The 16,818-nt window shown below is 70.8% G+C and carries 14 protein-coding genes; 6 read left to right on the top strand and 8 right to left on the bottom strand.

Annotation, left to right across the window (positions count from 1 at the left end):
• Positions 1-3 precede the first annotated feature (3 nt).
• Positions 4-951, top strand: coding sequence for a 2-hydroxyacid dehydrogenase (locus F1D61_RS30680; protein WP_203155694.1), 948 nt, complete (start codon positions 4-6; stop codon positions 949-951).
• Positions 952-1,538: 587 nt separating this feature from the next.
• On the opposite strand, the gene F1D61_RS30675 is transcribed toward F1D61_RS30680, so the two are convergent.
• Together F1D61_RS30675 and F1D61_RS30670 are read right to left on the bottom strand one after the other, a co-directional pair.
• The gene (locus tag F1D61_RS30675) at positions 1,539-2,540 is read right to left on the bottom strand and encodes a CmpA/NrtA family ABC transporter substrate-binding protein (protein WP_203155693.1); all 1,002 of its coding nucleotides are present in this window, start codon (positions 2,538-2,540) and stop codon (positions 1,539-1,541) included.
• On the bottom strand, positions 2,537-3,181 hold the full coding sequence (locus F1D61_RS30670) for an ANTAR domain-containing response regulator (protein WP_246775616.1): 645 nt from the start codon (positions 3,179-3,181) through the stop codon (positions 2,537-2,539). Before F1D61_RS30670 ends, F1D61_RS30675 begins: the two co-directional genes overlap by 4 nt.
• Positions 3,182-3,592: 411 nt before the next feature.
• Between F1D61_RS30670 and F1D61_RS30665 the strand changes: the two genes are divergently transcribed.
• The 3 genes from F1D61_RS30665 (at position 3,593) to tkt (ending at position 8,182) form a co-directional block, all read left to right on the top strand.
• The gene (locus F1D61_RS30665) at positions 3,593-4,075 is read left to right on the top strand and encodes a hypothetical protein (RefSeq protein ID WP_203155692.1); all 483 of its coding nucleotides are present in this window, start codon (positions 3,593-3,595) and stop codon (positions 4,073-4,075) included.
• A 97-nt stretch (positions 4,076-4,172) separates the two neighbouring features.
• Positions 4,173-6,059: a glycoside hydrolase family 15 protein gene (locus F1D61_RS30660; protein ID WP_203155691.1), complete on the top strand. Its 1,887-nt coding sequence runs from the start codon at positions 4,173-4,175 to the stop codon at positions 6,057-6,059.
• Positions 6,060-6,106: 47 nt separating this feature from the next.
• A complete protein-coding gene (gene tkt / locus F1D61_RS30655) occupies positions 6,107-8,182 on the top strand; it encodes a transketolase (RefSeq protein WP_203155690.1) in 2,076 nt (691 codons plus the stop codon).
• A gap of 240 nt (positions 8,183-8,422) precedes the next feature.
• On the opposite strand, the gene F1D61_RS30650 is transcribed toward tkt, so the two are convergent.
• Both F1D61_RS30650 and F1D61_RS30645 read right to left on the bottom strand, forming a co-directional pair.
• A complete protein-coding gene (locus F1D61_RS30650) occupies positions 8,423-9,076 on the bottom strand; it encodes a metallophosphoesterase family protein (RefSeq protein ID WP_203155689.1) in 654 nt (217 codons plus the stop codon).
• Between the two features lie 41 nt (positions 9,077-9,117).
• Entirely contained in the window at positions 9,118-11,085 is a 1,968-nt protein-coding gene (locus F1D61_RS30645) for a putative bifunctional diguanylate cyclase/phosphodiesterase (protein WP_203155688.1), read from the bottom strand.
• Between the two features lie 569 nt (positions 11,086-11,654).
• Between F1D61_RS30645 and otsB the strand changes: the two genes are divergently transcribed.
• A complete protein-coding gene (gene otsB / locus F1D61_RS30640; RefSeq protein WP_203155687.1) occupies positions 11,655-12,407 on the top strand; it encodes a trehalose-phosphatase in 753 nt (250 codons plus the stop codon).
• A 69-nt stretch (positions 12,408-12,476) separates the two neighbouring features.
• The gene (locus tag F1D61_RS30635) at positions 12,477-12,899 is read left to right on the top strand and encodes an FKBP-type peptidyl-prolyl cis-trans isomerase (RefSeq protein WP_203155686.1); all 423 of its coding nucleotides are present in this window, start codon (positions 12,477-12,479) and stop codon (positions 12,897-12,899) included.
• Positions 12,900-13,015: 116 nt separating this feature from the next.
• On the opposite strand, the gene F1D61_RS30630 is transcribed toward F1D61_RS30635, so the two are convergent.
• From F1D61_RS30630 to F1D61_RS30615, 4 genes are read right to left on the bottom strand one after another with little or no spacing between them, the layout of a single operon-like run.
• Positions 13,016-13,738, bottom strand: coding sequence for an ABC transporter ATP-binding protein (locus F1D61_RS30630; protein ID WP_203159354.1), 723 nt, complete (start codon positions 13,736-13,738; stop codon positions 13,016-13,018).
• Between the two features lie 14 nt (positions 13,739-13,752).
• Positions 13,753-14,517: an ABC transporter ATP-binding protein gene (locus tag F1D61_RS30625; protein WP_203159353.1), complete on the bottom strand. Its 765-nt coding sequence runs from the start codon at positions 14,515-14,517 to the stop codon at positions 13,753-13,755.
• 11 nt (positions 14,518-14,528) lie between these two features.
• A complete protein-coding gene (locus F1D61_RS30620) occupies positions 14,529-15,857 on the bottom strand; it encodes a branched-chain amino acid ABC transporter permease (protein WP_203155685.1) in 1,329 nt (442 codons plus the stop codon).
• Positions 15,854-16,807 carry a branched-chain amino acid ABC transporter permease gene (locus F1D61_RS30615; RefSeq protein WP_203155684.1) on the bottom strand — a complete coding sequence of 318 codons (954 nt, stop codon included), beginning with the start codon at positions 16,805-16,807 and terminating at the stop codon, positions 15,854-15,856. The genes F1D61_RS30620 and F1D61_RS30615 overlap by 4 nt, the downstream gene beginning before the upstream one ends.
• Positions 16,808-16,818: the final 11 nt, after the last annotated feature.

The raw sequence follows: 16,818 nt of genomic DNA, 5'->3' as shown, positions 1-16,818 counted from the left end.
CCGATGTCCGAGACGATCGCGTTCGTCGGCAATCTCGACGCCGAGGAGGAGGCCGAGTTCCTGGCGGCACTCGGGGCGGCTCTCCCCGAGGAGACCATCCGGCCGTTCCGGCTCCTGAGCGTGGAGGAGCGCGCCGCGATCCGGATCGCCATCGTGGCCAATCCCGATCCCGCCGAGGTGGCGCTGCTGCCGAACCTCGCCTGGATCCACAGCCTGTGGGCCGGGGTCGAGCGGCTGGTACGCGATCTCGGACGAAGCGGCGTGCCGATCGTCCGTCTGGTCGATCCGGAACTCGCCCGCACCATGGCCGAGGCGGTGCTGGCCTGGACCTACTACCTGCAGCGCGACATGCCGGCCTATCGGCGCCAGCAGGAGGCCGGGACCTGGCGCCAGCTCGCCTATCGCCCGCCGGGGGAGACGACGGTCGGGATCCTCGGCCTCGGAACGCTCGGGACCGCAGCGGCGGAGCGGCTGGTCGGGGCGGGTTTCAACGTCGCGGCCTGGAGCCGCTCGCCCAAGGACGTGCCGCCGGGGGTGACGGGCTTCTCGGGGCCGGAGGGCCTGGCCGGCCTGCTGGCCTCGAGCGACATCGCGGTCTGCCTGCTGCCGCTGACCGAGGAGACGCGCGGCCTCCTCGAGGCCGGGCGGATCTCCGCGATGAAGCCGGGGGCGGCGCTGATCAATTTCGGCCGCGGGCCGATCGTCGCGACCGACGCGCTGCTGGCCGCCCTCGATGCGGGCCACCTCTCCCACGCGGTGCTCGACGTGTTCGAGGTCGAGCCGCTGCCGGCGGAATCTCCCCTCTGGCGCCATCCCGGCGTGACCGTGCTGCCGCACATCTCCGGGCCGACCACCCCGGCGAGCGCGGCCGGCATCGTCGCGGCCAACGTGCGGGCCTATCGCGCGACGGGTCGCATCCCGCAGGCGGTGGACGTGGCGCGGGGGTATTGAGAGGCGGCCCGACCTGTCGCGCCGGTCGTCCCGGCACGAGCGCCGATATGTCCCCGCGTCGTCCCCGACTCCGGCGAGCGGGTGCGGGGCGGATGGGAACCGCACCTGCCCCCTTCCGCGGGCAGGGCTGTCGCAGTCGAGCAAAGCAGCTGTTCACCCATGCGCGATCGCCGACGGCCCTTCGCATCTTGTGCTCGAGAGCCTGTTCGAGCGATCGCGCCACTCGATCCGTACAGAGGCCGACATCTCTGTAGGTCGTCCCGGGTTCCGCTTTAGCAGCCCTGGATGACATCGAGGGGTCTCGCTCCGGTCAGCCAACTCACATAAACTCTTAGAGCCTGTTTGACTTGCGAAATTTATCTGCAACGACCTTTTCCATCCCTCTCGCGACCTCATCCTGAGGTGCGACTGAAAGGAGCCTCGAAGGAGGTCTCCAGAAGTATTCGCGATCCCTGGAGCCTTCCTTCGTGGTCAGTCGATTTTCCACCGACTGACACCTCAGGATGAGGTCGTGTGTGGGAGTAAGTGCTTGGATCAAGCAGACAGGCTCTTACAGGCAGCTGCCCCATCCACCCGGGAATAGGGAATTACGCCGCCGCCAGAAGATCCGCCCTGTACAAGCCTTCCACCTCGGCCGGCAGCGACCCAGGCTCGACCTGCCCCGCCGCCGCCATCTCGTCGACCATCCACCGGAGCGCCGCCGGGTCCGGCGTGAGTTCCCGCTCACCCAGCACGAGGTAATCAGCGGCCTCGATCACCGGCCCGCCCGGCGCCGGGCGCAACGTTCCGGCCAGGCCCCGTAGGATCAGCGCCGGATCGAGGCCGAGATGGCGCGGGGCACCCAGTAGGGCGGCCAGGTCCCCGCGGTTGTCCGGATCGCCGCACCAGCGGGCGCTGCGCTTCAGGGCGCGCAGGAGCGGGGCGGCGCGGCCCTCCATCTCGGCGGGCAAAGCCAGCACCTTTTCCGGGCAATCCGGGGCGATCGCGCTGCCAAGGGCCGCGATGCGGCCGACCCCGGCCTCGACGGCGACGCTGCTCCAGGGCGCACCGACGCAGAACCCGTCGATCGCGCCGCTTCCCAAAGCCGCGACGGTGCGGGGCGGCGGCACCACGACGAGCCGGACCGAAGCGAGCGAGCTGCCGCCGAGGGCCAGCAGGCGCCGCCACTGGTAGGTATGGGAGGAATAGGGATGGACGGTGCCGAGCGTCAGCGGACGCCCCTCCCCGGCGCGGGCCTCGGCCACCCGGGCAAGGGCCCGGGCCACGTCCGTCACGGCGTCGGATTCGGCAGCGACTGCCTGCCAGAGCGGCAGCGACAGGGTCACGGCGTTGCCGTTGCGGGCGAGCGCCGCCGGCGCGATCAGGCGGGCCTGCGGTCCGCTCAAGCCCAAATGGCAGGCGAGCGCCAGGGGCGCCAGCATGTGGGCGCCGTCGAGGAGGCCCAGCGCCAGGCGGTCGCGCAAGGTGGCCCAGGACGGCGCCGCCACCAAGTCGACGCCGAGCCCCTCCTCCGCCGTGAAGCCGCGCTCCACCGCGGCGATCAGCACCGCGGCATCGGTGAGCGGGACGTAGCCGAGCTGCAGCCTCATCCGAGCAGGTCCGCGGCGGTGACGATGGCGCGGGCGATGTCGACGATCTTGCGCTTCTCGTTCATGGCCTTGCGCCGGAGCTGCTTGTAGGCCTCGTCCTCGGTCAGCCCCTTGGCGCTCATCAGGATGCCCTTGGCGCGCTCGATCAGCTTGCGGTCGGCCAGTTCGCTCTTCGCCTCGGTCAGCTCCCGCTGAAGCCGCGCGAAGGCGTTGAAGCGCAGGATCGCGATCTCAATGATCGGCTTGATCCGCTCGGCGCGCAAACCGTCGACGATGTAGGCCGAGATGCCGGCATCCACCGCCGCCTGCATCATCGGCGTGTCGGTGCGGTCGACGAACATCGCCACCGGCCGCTCGACCAGGCGCGAGACCCCGAACATCTGCTCCAGGAGGTCGCGGCTCGGGCTCTCGAGGTGGATCACCACCACGTCGGGCGACAGGGCGGAGAGCCGGTCGAGGAGGTCGGCGGTGTCGGGGATGACCACGACCCGGGCGCCCTCGACGGCGCGCAGGCCCTCTTCCAGGATCGCGGCCCGGGCGCGGCTCGGGTCGACGACGGCGATGGTGAGGCTCTCGCCCGGCGGCGGAGCGGAAGAGGCCGGGGCGGGAGAGCCCGCAGGAGGGGTTGCGCGGTCGGGCATGTCGGCGTCGGATCACGCAAATGTTGGGCCTTGCGGGCGGCGGTCCCGCCCGGCTCGGCTGCCCTTACCCCGGGGAGAGCTCAGTGGGGAGGGCCCAGTTGGGGGGAGTATCGGCGCACCCGCCCTCGCCACCGCCCACGGCCCGCCCCTCGACACGAAACCGCAAAGAAACGGCCCCGCTTACGCCCGAAATCCCGGCTTCACTCCGGCATCGATCGGCGAGGAGGTTTGGATGCGGCAGAACGGGCGGATGCGCAGGCCGATGGAGGCGAGCGCGATCGGAAGCCTGCCCGGCGCGTCGCGGGGCTACCTGCCGCTCCTGCCCACGGCCTGCGTGGCGGTCTGTCTCGCGGCCGGCTCGCTGTACTGGCGCGAGGCGCCGCCGCGGGCCCCGAGGGTCACGTCGCCGCGATGCAGCCGCTGCCGCCGGGCGACCTCTTCCGCATCGGCACCGAGGGCGACGGCCGGGCGCGCGCGCCCTACCCGCTCGAATTCGAGCGGCAATTCCCGCTGATCGCCGGCCTGCCGGCCGAGGCCGCCGCGCCGGAACTGCCGACCCTCGAGCCCAGGCCCGACGGCAAGGCCCCGCGCCGCACGGCCGCGCATCGCCCCCACTCGGTGCCGGCCCTGTCCGCGCCCGCGCTAGCGGCTCCCGCGCTCGCGGACCTGCGCCCGCCGCCCCGGCCCGACGACCTCAGGCCCCGCAAGCCGGACGCGGTCAATCCGATGCCGGCGTCCCGCACGGCGAGCACCGGGGGAGAGCCGGAGCGCTCCAGTCCCTGGCTTCCCTTCGCGCCGACCGGCCGGATGGTGACGCAGACCATGGTGGCGCTCGGCGACGGCGTGACCAATGCGGGCGCCGCGATGATCGACCTCATCGACAGCCGGCGCTGACCTCCGCCCCGCACGGATCCGGCCCGCCGGGGCGCGGGTTGGCCGAAGGGAAGGCCGCTCTAGCTAACGGCGTCACGGATTTCGTTCGGGACGCATCATGGCGTTGCTCATCGAGGATTACGCGCTCGTCGGGGATGGGCGCAGCGCGGCGCTGATCGGGCGCGACGGCAGCGTGGACTGGCTGTGCTGGCCGCGCTTCGACGCCTCGGCGTGCTTCGCGGCCCTGCTCGGCACCCGCGAGGATCACGGCCACTGGCGCATCGCGCCCGCCGCCGAGGCGACGACCACCCGGTGCTACCGCGAGAACACCCTGGTGCTCGAGACCACCCACGAGACCGCCGAGGGCGCGGTGCGGGTGGTCGACTTCATGCCCGTCGAGGACGGCACCCATCTCGTGCGCCTGGTCGAGGGCGTGCGCGGCCGGGTGGCGATGCGCATGGACCTGGTGGTGCGCTTCGATTACGGCTCCGCCGTCCCCTGGGTGTCGCGCAGCGAGAACGACGACCTGCGCGCCATCGCCGGGCCGAACAAGCTGGTCCTGCGCACCCGCGCGCCGCTGAAGGGCGTCGGCCAGACCACGGTGTCGGAGTTCACGGTCGAGGCCGGGCAGAGCGTGGCCTTCGTGCTGAGCTACGGCCTCTCGCACGAGGAGGATCCGCCCCCGATCGAGCCGCGCCGGATGCTCGCCGGCACCACCGCCTGGTGGCGCTCCTGGTGCCAGCGCTGCCGCGGCGGGACGCCCTGGGACGCGGTGCTGACCCGCTCGCTCCTGACGCTCAAGGCGCTGATCTACCGGCCGACCGGCGGCATCGTGGCCGCCCCCACCACCTCGCTCCCCGAGCAGATCGGCGGCGTGCGCAACTGGGATTACCGGTTCTGCTGGCTGCGCGACTCGACCTTCACGCTGCTCGCGCTCATGGATGCGGGCTATATCGACGAGGCGCGGGCCTGGCGCGACTGGCTCACCCGGGCGGTGGCCGGCAGCCCCGCCCAGGCCCACATCCTCTACGGCATCGCCGGCGAGCGCCTGCTGCCCGAGATCGAGCTCGACTGGCTGCCCGGCTACGAGGGGTCGCGCCCGGTGCGGATCGGCAACGCGGCGGCCCAGCAATTCCAGCTCGACGTCTACGGCGAGTTGTTCGACGCCCTGTTCCAGGCCCACCAGCGCGGGATGCTGGCCGACGAATCTGGCGTCCGGGTCGGCCGCGCGCTCCTCGATCACCTGGAGCGGGTCTGGCGCGAGCCCGACGAGGGCATCTGGGAGGTGCGCGGCGGGCGCAAGCACTTCGTCCACTCGAAGGTGATGGCCTGGGTCGCCTTCGACCGGGCGATCCGGTTCTACGAGGACCACGTCACCGACGACGAGCCGACGGCCGGCGATTCCGAGGCCGTCGCGCGCTGGCGCGGCGTGCGCGACGAGATCCACCGCGAGGTCTGCGAGAAGGGCTTCGACCGCGAGCGCAACAGCTTCGTGCAGCATTACGGCGCGAAGGACCTGGACGCGAGCCTGCTGCTCATCGCCCATATGGGCTTCCTGCCCCAGGACGACCCGCGGGTCGTCGGCACCGTCGAGGCGATCGGCCGCGACCTGATGCACGAGGGCTTCATCCTGCGCTACGACACCAGCGAGCAGACGACCGACGGCCTGCCCGCCGGCGAAGGCGCGTTCCTGCCGTGCAGCTTCTGGTACGCCGACAACCTGATCGGGCTCGGCCGCTGCGACGAGGCGAGGTCGCTCATCGAGCGACTGCTGTCGCTGTGCAACGATGTCGGGCTGCTGGCCGAGGAGTACGACCCGGTCCGCAAGCGCCAGGTCGGCAATTTTCCGCAGGCGTTCAGCCATGTCGCACTCGTCAACACGCTTCTGAACTTCAGTCGGGCGATCGGACCCGCTAAGGAGCGCGGCGGAGACCCGGACGCGGCGGGCCATCCGGGCGGTCAGCCCGTGATGCACCCGCAGGCGGCCGAGAGCCCCGCGACGTAGAACCGTCGCGGAGCACCGACCCCTTCTTCGACCGACGAGGCCCTGAGATGAGCGCAGCCGACACCAAGCCGAAGGCCGGCACCAGCGAGATCGACCAGCGCAGCATCGACACGATCCGCACGCTGACGATCGATGCGGTGCAGAAGGCCAATTCCGGCCATGCCGGCGCGCCGATGGGCCTCGCCCCCGTCGCCTTCACCCTGTGGAACCACTATCTCCGCTACGATCCGGCGAACCCGCACTGGCCGAACCGCGACCGCTTCGTGCTCTCGGTCGGCCATGCCTCGATGCTGCTCTACAGCCTCCTCCACCTCGCCGAGGTGGCGGAGAAGGACGGGGCCAACGCCCCGGCGGTGAGCCTGGAGGACATCAAGAAGTTCCGCCAGCTCGACAGCCGCACCCCGGGCCACCCGGAATACCACTTCACCACCGGCGTCGAGGTGACCACCGGGCCGCTCGGCCAGGGCGTGGCGAATTCCGTCGGCATGGCGATGGGCGGCCGCTTCCTCGGCGAGCGCCTGGCCTATGGCGACCAGCCGCTCTTCGACTACAACGTCTATGCGATGTGCAGCGACGGCGACCTGATGGAGGGCGTCTCGGCCGAGGCGGCCTCGATCGCCGGGCACCTGCGCCTGTCGAACCTGTGCTGGATCTACGACAACAACACCATCACCATCGAGGGCCATACCGACCTCGCCTTCAGCGAGGAGGTCGCCGCCCGCTTCCTGGCCTATGGCTGGCAGGTGCTGCGCGTCGCCGACGCCAACGACACGGTGGCGGTGTCCCACGCCATCGAGACCTTCCTGCAATCGGGCGACCGCCCGACGCTGATCATCGTCAACTCGGTGATCGGCTACGGCGCGCCGACGAAGCAGGGCACCCCGAAGGCCCATTCGGACGCGCTCGGCCCCGACGAGGTCAAGGGCGCCAAGCGCGCCTATGGCTGGCCGGAGGACTCGCAGTTCCTGGTGCCGGACGGCGTCTACGACAACTTCCGCCAAGGCATCGGCGCCCGCGGCAAGGCCCTGCGGGAGGAGTGGCTGGCGCTGGTCGAGGAGGTGAAGGCCGGGGATGCGGGCCTCGCCAAGGATCTCGCCACCTATCTCGCCGGCGGCCTGCCGGAGGACTGGGATGCCGACATCCCGGTCTTCCCCGCCGACGCCAAGGGGCTGGCCACCCGCGAATCGTCGGGCAAGGTGCTCAACGCCATCGCCAACCGGGTGCCGTGGCTGCTCGGCGGCTCGGCCGACCTCGCGCCCTCGAACAAGACCAAGCTCGAGAGCCCGGAGGCCGGCACCCTCGGGCCGTTCACGCCCGGCGGACGCAACATCCATTTCGGCGTACGCGAGCACGCGATGGGCTCGATCGTCAACGGCCTCGGTCTGGTGGGCCTGCGCGCCTACGGGGCGACCTTCCTGGTCTTCTCCGACTACATGCGCCCGCCGATCCGGCTCGCCGCCCTGATGGAGCTGCCGGTCTTCCACGTCTTCACCCACGATTCGATCGGGGTGGGCGAGGACGGGCCGACCCACCAGCCGGTCGAGCACCTGCTGGCGCTCCGCGCGATCCCCGGCCTCGTCACCTTCCGCCCGGCCGACGCCAACGAGGTGGCGGAGGCCTATCGGGTCATCATGCAGCTCAAGCACCAGCCGGCGGTGCTGGCGCTCAGCCGCCAGCCGCTGCCGACCGTCGACCGGACGAGGTACGCCCCGGCCTCCGGTGTGGCGAAGGGCGCCTACGTGCTCGCTGGCGCCGATGAGGCGAAGCCGGACGTGATCCTGATCGGCACCGGCTCCGAGGTGCAACTCTGCCTTTCCGCCTACGAGACGCTTCGGTCGGAGGGCGTGAAGGCCCGGGTGGTGTCGATGCCGTCCTGGGACCTGTTCGAGCAGCAGGACGAGGCCTACCGCAACAGCGTGCTGCCGCCCGAGGTGACGGCCCGCGTCGCGGTCGAGCAGGGCTCGGTGATCGGCTGGGACCGCTACACCGGCAGCACCGGCACGATCCTGGGCATGCACACCTTCGGCTCCTCGGCGCCGATCAAGGACCTGCAGTCCAAGTTCGGCTTCACGCCGGAGAAGGTGCTGGAGGCGGCGCGCGCGCAGGTGGCGAAGAAGGGCTGAGGCGACGGAAAGACGAAGTCCGCCGGGTTTCTCCGGCGGAACTTCGCATCCTCCCCGTCATTCCGGGGTCGCGTAGCGGAGCCCGGAATTCATAAACTCAGGTTTTTTCCAGGAAAGGCGGAGAGTCTTCCGCCTTACCCTGAACCGCCCTCGGCTCTGGATTCCGGGCTCTCGCCTGCGGCGAGCCCCGGAATGACTCGGTGGGTGCGAGAAAATCCGGTGCGAAAGCTCCGAAAATCGCTACCGCACCGCCAGCACCTCCACCGGCGGCCCCTGCTCGCCCGTGAACACTCCGGCGGTGAGCGGGCCGCCGAACACTGCGCCCGTATCGAGGTTGGTGCGGCGGGCAAGCAGCTCCGGCCGGCCGTCCCGCGTCGGGGTATGTCCGTGGACGACGTGGCGGCCGAAATCGTGGTTCGCGGACAGGAACGGCTCGCGCATCCATAGCCGGGTCTCGCGGTCGCTGCCTTCCGCGCCCCGGGCCGGGTCGAGGCCGCCATGGACGTACCAGCGCCGCGCGTCGCCGTGCAGGGTCGGCAGGGCGGCGATCCAGGCGACGACATCCGCCGGCAGGTCGCAGGGCTGCGTCACGCCGTAGGACCTGAGCGTCGGGCCGCCGCCATTGAGCCGCCACAGGTCGAGGCCGGTTCCGGCGACCGCGTCGAGCAGCATCGCCTCGTGGTTGCCCATCAGGCACGTCACGGAATCCGGCTCGCGGGCCTGGAGGTCGCGCACCATGGCCACCGCTCCGGCGCTGTCCGGACCGCGGTCGATGGCGTCGCCGAGAAAGACCAGGCGGCGCGGGCGCCCGGCGCGGTGCGCCTCGATCCGGGCAAGCAGGCGGGCGAGCCGATCCGCGCGGCCGTGAATGTCGCCGATGGCGTAGGTGAGCATGGCCGACCCCTCCCCTTTCGGGCCGGGCGGCCGGTTCCCGCTCAGGCGACCGCTTGCTGCCGAGCGACCGCCTGGACCGGCCGGATCGCCCGCACCGCCTCGGAATCCAGGTAGCGCAGAGTGTCGGAGAAGCTCATCGGCCGGTGAAAATGGTAGCCCTGCATCAGCATGAAGCCGAGTTCCTCCAGCAGGCGCGACTGCTCGGCGGTCTCGATCCCCTCCACCACGCAGTCGAGCTTCAGGTTGCGGGCGAGCGCGGCGATCGACGTGACGATGTCGCGGCTCGCCGGATCGGTGGTGATCTCGCTGACGAAGCTGCGGTCGATCTTGAGCTTGTCCAGCGGCAGGCGGTGGACGTAGCTCAGGGAGGAGTAGCCGGTGCCGAAATCGTCGAGCGCGATGGCGATGCCGGTGGCCTTCAGGGTCTCGAGCACGGTCTGGGCCTGGGCCACGTCCTGGATCAGCGCGGTCTCGGTCACCTCCAGGATCACCCGCTCCGGCGCAAGACCGCTCGCCCGGATGGCCGCGACGAGGCCGGCGGCGGCCTGCGGCGAGGCGATGTCCGCCATCGACAGGTTGAAGGACAGGGCGACCCGGTCCGGCCAGGCCCGGGCGGCGGCGAGCGCCTGGCCGAACAAGGCCGCGGTGATGCGGGTGATGAGGCCCGAGCGTTCGGCGATCGGCACGAACACCGCAGGCGAGACCGGGCCGAGTTCAGGGCTCGTCCAGCGTGCCAGCGCCTCGAATGCCACCGTGCGGCCGCGCCGCACATCGACGATCGGCTGGAAGACCAGGCTCATCTCGCGGGACAAATCGGCGTGGCGCAGGGCCTGCTCGATCACGCTCTGGGTGCGCAGGAGCCGCTCGTGCTCCTCGGTGAACAGCACGGCGGCGCCGCGGCTCTGCGCCTTGGCGTAGTACAGGGCGTAATCGGCCCGCTCGACCAGCTGGGCCGCCTTGCGGCCCGCCTCCGGATAGGCGGCAAAGCCGATCGACGCGCCGATCTGGGCGCTGCCGCCATGCGGCAGCCGGAACGGCGCCGCGAGCGCGCCGCAGATCGCCTCGCCCGTCGTGGCGAGCGCCGTGGTGCCGCGCAGGATGAGGCCGAACTCGTCGCCGCCGATGCGCGCCACCACGCCGGCCTCGCCCACCACCTCCCGCACGCGCCGGGCCACCTCCTGCAGCACGGCATCGCCCGCGCCGTGCCCGTGGGCGTCGTTCACCGGCTTGAACCCGTCGAGGTCGATGAGGCCGACGACGAACGTCCGAGGCTCCGCCTCCGCCTCGCCCACGGCCTGGTCGAGGGAGGCGAAGAAGCTGCGGCGGTTGGGCAGCTCGGTCAGCATGTCGAGATTGGCGAGGCGCAGGTTCTCCCGGCTCAGGCGGCCGAGCTCGACCTGCTGCCCGATCAGACGGGTGAAGTTGCGGTAGTAGGTCAGGATCACGAAGGCCAGGGCGGCGCTGACGATCACCAGGTTGAGGCCGATCGCCCGCATGACCTGGTTGTCGAGGCTGCTGACGTGGAGGCAGAAGAGAACCGTGACGATCGCCGTCACCAGCAGGGCGGCCGCCCGCAACGGCCCCAGGCAGAACACGCAGGCGATCGTGGTGGTGCCGACATAGAACAGCATGTGGGCCCTGGCGTCGGCGTCGCCATACGCGAAGAGCGTGCAGCACCACGCCATGAAGCCGACCGCCAGCGCGCCGGCGAGAACGACCGTGAGCCGCAGCTTGGCGGCGATCCGGGTCTCGTCGATCGGCTGCCGGGCCCGGCGCAGCCACAGGCCGAGGCGTACGGCGCACACCGCCAGGAGGGCACCCAGCGGATAGAGCGTGAGCCGGTCCGGCGCCGCGCCCAGATAGGTGTAGGCCAGGGCCGTCGAGTTGATCGCCAGGATGACGTAGAGCAAGGGCACCTGGCTGTGCAGGGCCTGGACCTGCGCCCGCATCAGGTCCGGGCTTCCGGTATCGACCCGGAACAGGTCGACGATGGTCTGCACCTTACGCACTGCGCGTCCACCCCGTCCGGTCCCGCCGATCATCGCACCGCGATCCCTGTCAGAAATCACGGCCGCTTGAATCAAAGGTTACCTTCCTGACGCAGTCCAGCAAATGACGGTTAGGGCCGGCCGAAACCCTTCATCCCGTGGCCCCGCGGATCGGGACGGCGTGTCTCGCGGGACGCGCCGCACCGCCAAGCCCAACGCAAGCTTTCTCTTCCCCCGACTGATATTTGAGTGAATTCTGTCATCGGAGCCGGAGCGGTGCCACGGAATTTGCGTCATCGCTCACGGCATCTCCGTCCTCGGGTGGGCGCGTCGACCGGCTGTCCGGTGCTCCCGCGACACGATGCCGTCGCGCCGCGCCCTCCGGCACTTTGCCTCGCGGGCCCGGTTGCGGTTTAACCCCCGGATGCGGGCCGGTCGCGGCACCCCGTCCACGGCGAGGGCAGCGCCCGGTCACGCCCCGATCGGACGCGGCCCCGAGGCCTTTGACCCGGCCGCATGTTCTGCGACGGACGGGTATCCGCTTCGTCGGACGATGCTCCAGCCCCGGCAGCGACAGGAGACGCGATCCCTTGACCGACACGGCCTACGCCCTCTTCCTCGATTTCGACGGGACCCTGGTCGAGATCGCCCCCCGCCCGGACGGCGTCGTGGTGCCGCCCGCCCTGCCGCCGGGACTGGCGCGGCTGCGCGCCCGCCTCGGCGGGGCGCTGGCGCTGGTGACCGGGCGGCCGATCGCCAGCATCGACGGCTTCCTGAGCCCGGAGCGCTTCGACGTCGCCGGCCTGCACGGGGTCGAGATGCGCCGCGGCGGCGAGGTGACCGGCGGCGATCCGGCGGCGCATCCGGCCCTGCGGGCGGGCGTCGAGACCCTGCAGCGGGCGGTGGCCGACCTCGACGGCGTGCTGATCGAGGACAAGGGCTGCTCGGTCGCGGTGCATTGGCGGCTCGCGACCACGGCCGATGCCGCCCGCGCGCAATCGGCCGCCGCTTCCGTCGCCGGAATCCTCGGCGAGGCCTACCGGCTCCAGCAGGGCAAGGCGGTGGCCGAGATCCTGCCCGCCAGCGCCACCAAGGGGCACGCCATCCGGGCCCTCCTGCGCGAGGCGCCCTATGCCGGCCGGCGGGCGATCTTCATCGGCGACGACCTCACCGACGAGAAGGCCTTCGTGCCGGTGAACGAGGATGGCGGGATCACGATCCGGGTCGGGCCCGGCGAGACGGTCGCCCGCCACCGGGTGGCCGATCCGGCGGCGGTGCGGGACCTGCTCCTCGGCTGGGCCGAGGGCGGACCGATCGACCCCGAATCGCTCGCCTTGGCCTGACGCCCTGTCCCTCGACGCCGCTCCGCCCTAACTCAGGTCCCGACGTCACGCACAGGAACGATCCCGTCGATGCGCCGTTCGCCCCTCTTCCTTGCCGGAGCCCTCACGATCGCCATGACCGCCTCAGCCTCCGCCGCCTCGTTCACCACCGCCCCGTCCGGCCTCCAGTACAAGGACGACGTGGTCGGCACCGGCCCGCAGCCGAAGACCGGCCAGACCGTCAACGTCCACTATACCGGCTGGCTCTACCAGGACGGGCAGAAGGGCAAGAAGTTCGACAGCTCCCTCGACCGCGGCCAGCCGCTGAGCTTCGCCGTCGGCACCGGCCAGGTCATCAAGGGCTGGGACGAGGGCCTGTCGACCATGAAGGTCGGCGGCAAGCGCACCCTGGTGATCCCGCCCGAGCTCGGCTACGGCCCCCGCGGCGCCGGCGGCGTGATCCCGCCGAACGCCACGCTGATGTTCGACGTGGAACTGCTCGGCGTGCGCTGAGCGTGTGGCGCAGAGCGGGAGCGACGGCCGCCGCGCGAGAACCCTCCCCCCTCTGCGGGGGAGGGTTCTCGCTCTCGGCCGTCGCGCCTGCCCGCGCAGTGTCCTGTGAACGGCCCTCAGACCTCCAGCCACTCCCGCCGCACCGCCTCGTTGGCGGAGAGCGCCGCCGGCGTGCCCTCGAACACGACGTGGCCGTGGCCCATCACGTAGAGGCGCTGCGACAGCTTCAGGGCGATGGTCAGCTTCTGCTCGACCAGGAGCACCGACACGCCGCGGGCCGCGATCTCGCCGATCATCTCGGCGACGCGGGCGACCATCTGGGGCGACAGCCCTTCCGTCGGCTCGTCGATCATGATGAGGTCGGGATCGCCCATCAGGGTGCGGCAGATCGTGAGCATCTGCTGCTCGCCGCCCGAGAGCACGCCGCCGGGCGTGTCGATCCGCTCCTCCAGCCGCGGGAACAGCCGGAAGATGTCGGCATGGGACCAGCGCCCGCCGCGCTTTCCGCTCTTCTCGCCGAGCGCCAGGTTCTGCCGCACCGTGAGCTTGGGGAAGATCGCCCGCTCCTCCGGCACGTAGCCGAGGCCCCGTCGGGCGACCGCGTAGGGCTTGAGGCCGGCGATGGCTTGACCCTTGAACCGGATCTGCCCGCGGGGCGGCACGTCGCCCATGATCGCCTTGAGCGTCGTCGAGCGCCCTACCCCGTTGCGGCCGAGGATCGACACGATCTCGCCGGCCCCGACCCGGAAGCTCACCCCCTGGAGGATGTGGCTCTTGCCGTAATAGGCGTGCAGGTCCTCGACCTCGAGGAGGGCGGGAGCGGCCGAGACCGCCGGCATTGCGAGGGCGGCGCTCACGCGGCCTCCTCCCCGGTGGCGACGCCAAGATAGGCTTCCTGCACGGCGCGGTTCTCCCGGATGCGGGCGGGCGTGTCGGTGGCGATGATCCGGCCGTAGACCAGGACCGAGATGCGGTCGGCGAGCCCGAACACCACCGCCATGTCGTGCTCGACCATCAGCAGCGTGCGGCCCGTGGTGACCTCGCGGATCAGCTGGGTCGCGTGCTCGCTCTCGCTGTGGCTCATGCCGGCCATCGGTTCGTCGAGCAGGATGACCTTGGCGTCGCTGGCGATCGCGATGCCGATCTCGAGCGCCCGCTGGTCGGCATAGGCCAGGAGCCCCGCCGCCACCGAGGCGCGATGGCCGAGGCGGATGCGGGAGAGGATCTCCTCCGTGCGCTCGGCGACGCCCGGCAAGTTTTCGACCCCGCGCCAGAAGGACGGGCCGTGGCCCATCGCCCGCAGGACCGCGCAGCGCACGTTCTCCCACACGCTGAGCTTGGGGAAGATGTTGGTGACCTGGAAGCTGCGGGCGAGCCCGGCCTTGTTGATCGCCGCCGGGCGCCAGCCGGTGATGTCGCGGCCTTCCAGCTTGATCGTGCCGCTCGTCGGCGCGAAGCGGCCGCTGATCAGGTGGAACAGGGTCGACTTGCCGGCGCCGTTCGGCCCGATGATGGCGTGGCGCTCGCCCACCGGGACGGTGAGATCGACGCCGTTGATGATCTTGGCCGGGCCGAAGCTCTTGTGGACGCCGGACAGTTCGATCGCGGGGGCGCTCATGCCAGCGGGATTCATGCGAGTTTCTCCTTGGCGGCGTCGGAGGCCTCGTGCCAGGCGGCATTCACCCGCGGCAGCACGGCCCGCAGGGCGAGCCCGCCGCCGACCGCCAGCGCGGCGGCCACACACCAGGGCAGGAGATGGGCGGCGTCGAAGGGGATGCCGATCAGGCTCATCTCGGTCCCGTCGCTCGCCTTGACCAGCATCCGGAACGCCATCTCGATCAGCGCGATCACGCCCGCCAGCAGCAGCAGGAACGGCCCGAGCGCCAGCAGGTAGGCCGGCAGGAGGCGCTGCGCGGTGCCGGCGCGCAGGAGCGGGCCGTGCATGAGGGCAAGCCCCGCGATGCCGCCGGGGGCGAACATCACGATGGCGATGAACAGGAGCCCGAAATAGAGCTGCCAGACCTCCGTCAGGTCGCTGAGCGACACCTGGAGCAGCGTCACCACCACGGCGCCGACGACCGGGCCGATGAAGGTGCCGATGCCGCCGATGAAGGTCGCGAGCAGGACCACGCCGGACTGGTGCACCCCGAGATAGGCCGAGTTGGCGATCTCGAAGTTGATCGCCGCCAGCGCCCCGGCGACGCCGGCGAACATCGCGGACAGACAGAAGGCGGTGATGCGGATCGCCTGCGGCTCGTAGCCCAGGAACTCGACCCGCTCGGGGTTCTCGCGCACGGCGTTGCACAACCTCCCGAGCGGCGTGCGGGTGATGGCGTACATCGCGATCGCGCAGATCAGGCACCAGACGGCGATCAGGTAATAGACCTGGATCTGCGGCCCGAAGCTGAGATCGAACACGCGCAGCATCTTGGTGCGGTTGGCGGTGATGCCCTCCTCGCCGCCGAAGAAGCTGTGCAGGATGTGCGAGCCCGACGAGACCAGCTCGGCGATGCCGAGCGAGATCATGGCGAAGACGGTGCCGGCGCGCTTCGTCGAGATCGCCCCGAACAGGATGCCGAAGGCGAGGCCGGCGAGCCCGCCGACGAGCGGCATCAGCGGCAGCGGGATCGGCAGGCGGTTGAGCGCGACCACGTTCATCGCGTGGACGGTGAAGAAGGCGCCCAGGCCGTAATAGACCGCGTGGCCGAAGGACAGGAGCCCGGTCTGGCCGAGCAGCATGTTGTAGGACAGCGAGAACACCACCATGATGCCCATCAGGCTCATCATGGTCAGCGCGGTGCCGCTGGTGAAGATCAGCGGCGCCGCGACGAGGATTCCGGCCGCCGCGAGCCAGGGCAGCACCTGCGCGGCGAGGCCGGCGCCTTTCGGTCGGATCGACGGGCGGGGGCCTGCCTGCGCGAAGGACCCGGACGGCGCGATGTCGGCGAGGTCGCTCATGCTTCGCGGTTCCCGAGCAGGCCGGTCGGCCGCGCGATCAGCACGAGGACCAGCAGGAGATAGGGGATGATCGGCCCGATCTGGGCGATGGTCACGTTCCACAGGTCGCCGAGCACGCCACCCGAGGGCGCGGCGTCGATGCCCAGCGATTGCAGGACGCTGGCGACCGAGACGTCGAGGGAGATGGCGAAGGTCTGGATCAGCCCGATCAGCAGCGAGGCCGCGAAGGCGCCGGTGAGGGAGCCCAGCCCCCCCACCACCACGACCACGAACAGGATCGGCCCGAGCAGGCCCGCCATGTTGGCCTGCGTCACCAGAGCCGGCCCGGCGATGACGCCCGCCACCGCGGCCAAGCCCGTGCCGACGCCGAAGACCAGCATGAACACCTTCGGCACGTCGTGGCCAAGCATCGCCACCATGTTGGGATGGGTCAGCGCCGCCTGGATGATCAGCCCGACCCGGGTGCGGGTGAGCGCCACCAGCAGGGCGATGAAGATCGCGACCGAGATCACCAGCATGAACAGCTTGTAGGCCGGGTAGTTGGTGCCGAAGACCGTGAAGGCCGGGAAGTCGAGCGCGGCCGGCACCCGGTAATCGACCGGCAGCTTGCCCCACACCATCTGCACCACCTCCTCGATCACGTAGGCGAGGCCGAAGGTGAAGAGCAGTTCCGGGACGTGGCCGTGACGGTGGACGTTGCGCAGGCCGTAGCGCTCGACCAGCGCCCCGATCCCGCCGACCACGATCGGCGCGGCGACGAGGCCGATCCAGAACCCGGTGAACTTGCTGATCTGGTAGCCGAAGAACGCGCCCAGCATGTAGAAGCTGGCATGGGCGAAGTTGAGCACGCCCATCATGCTGAAGATCAGGGTCAGGCCGCTCGCCATCAGGAAGAGCAGCATCCCGTAGAGCACGCCGTTCAGCGTCGAGATGATGACGAGTTCGAGCACGCGGGATCTCC

It is taken from the genome of Methylobacterium aquaticum (assembly GCF_016804325.1).
Lineage (GTDB): Bacteria > Pseudomonadota > Alphaproteobacteria > Rhizobiales > Beijerinckiaceae > Methylobacterium > Methylobacterium aquaticum_C.
Note: the sequence above shows the minus strand (reverse complement) of the source record. Positions and strands in the feature narration are given on the sequence as shown.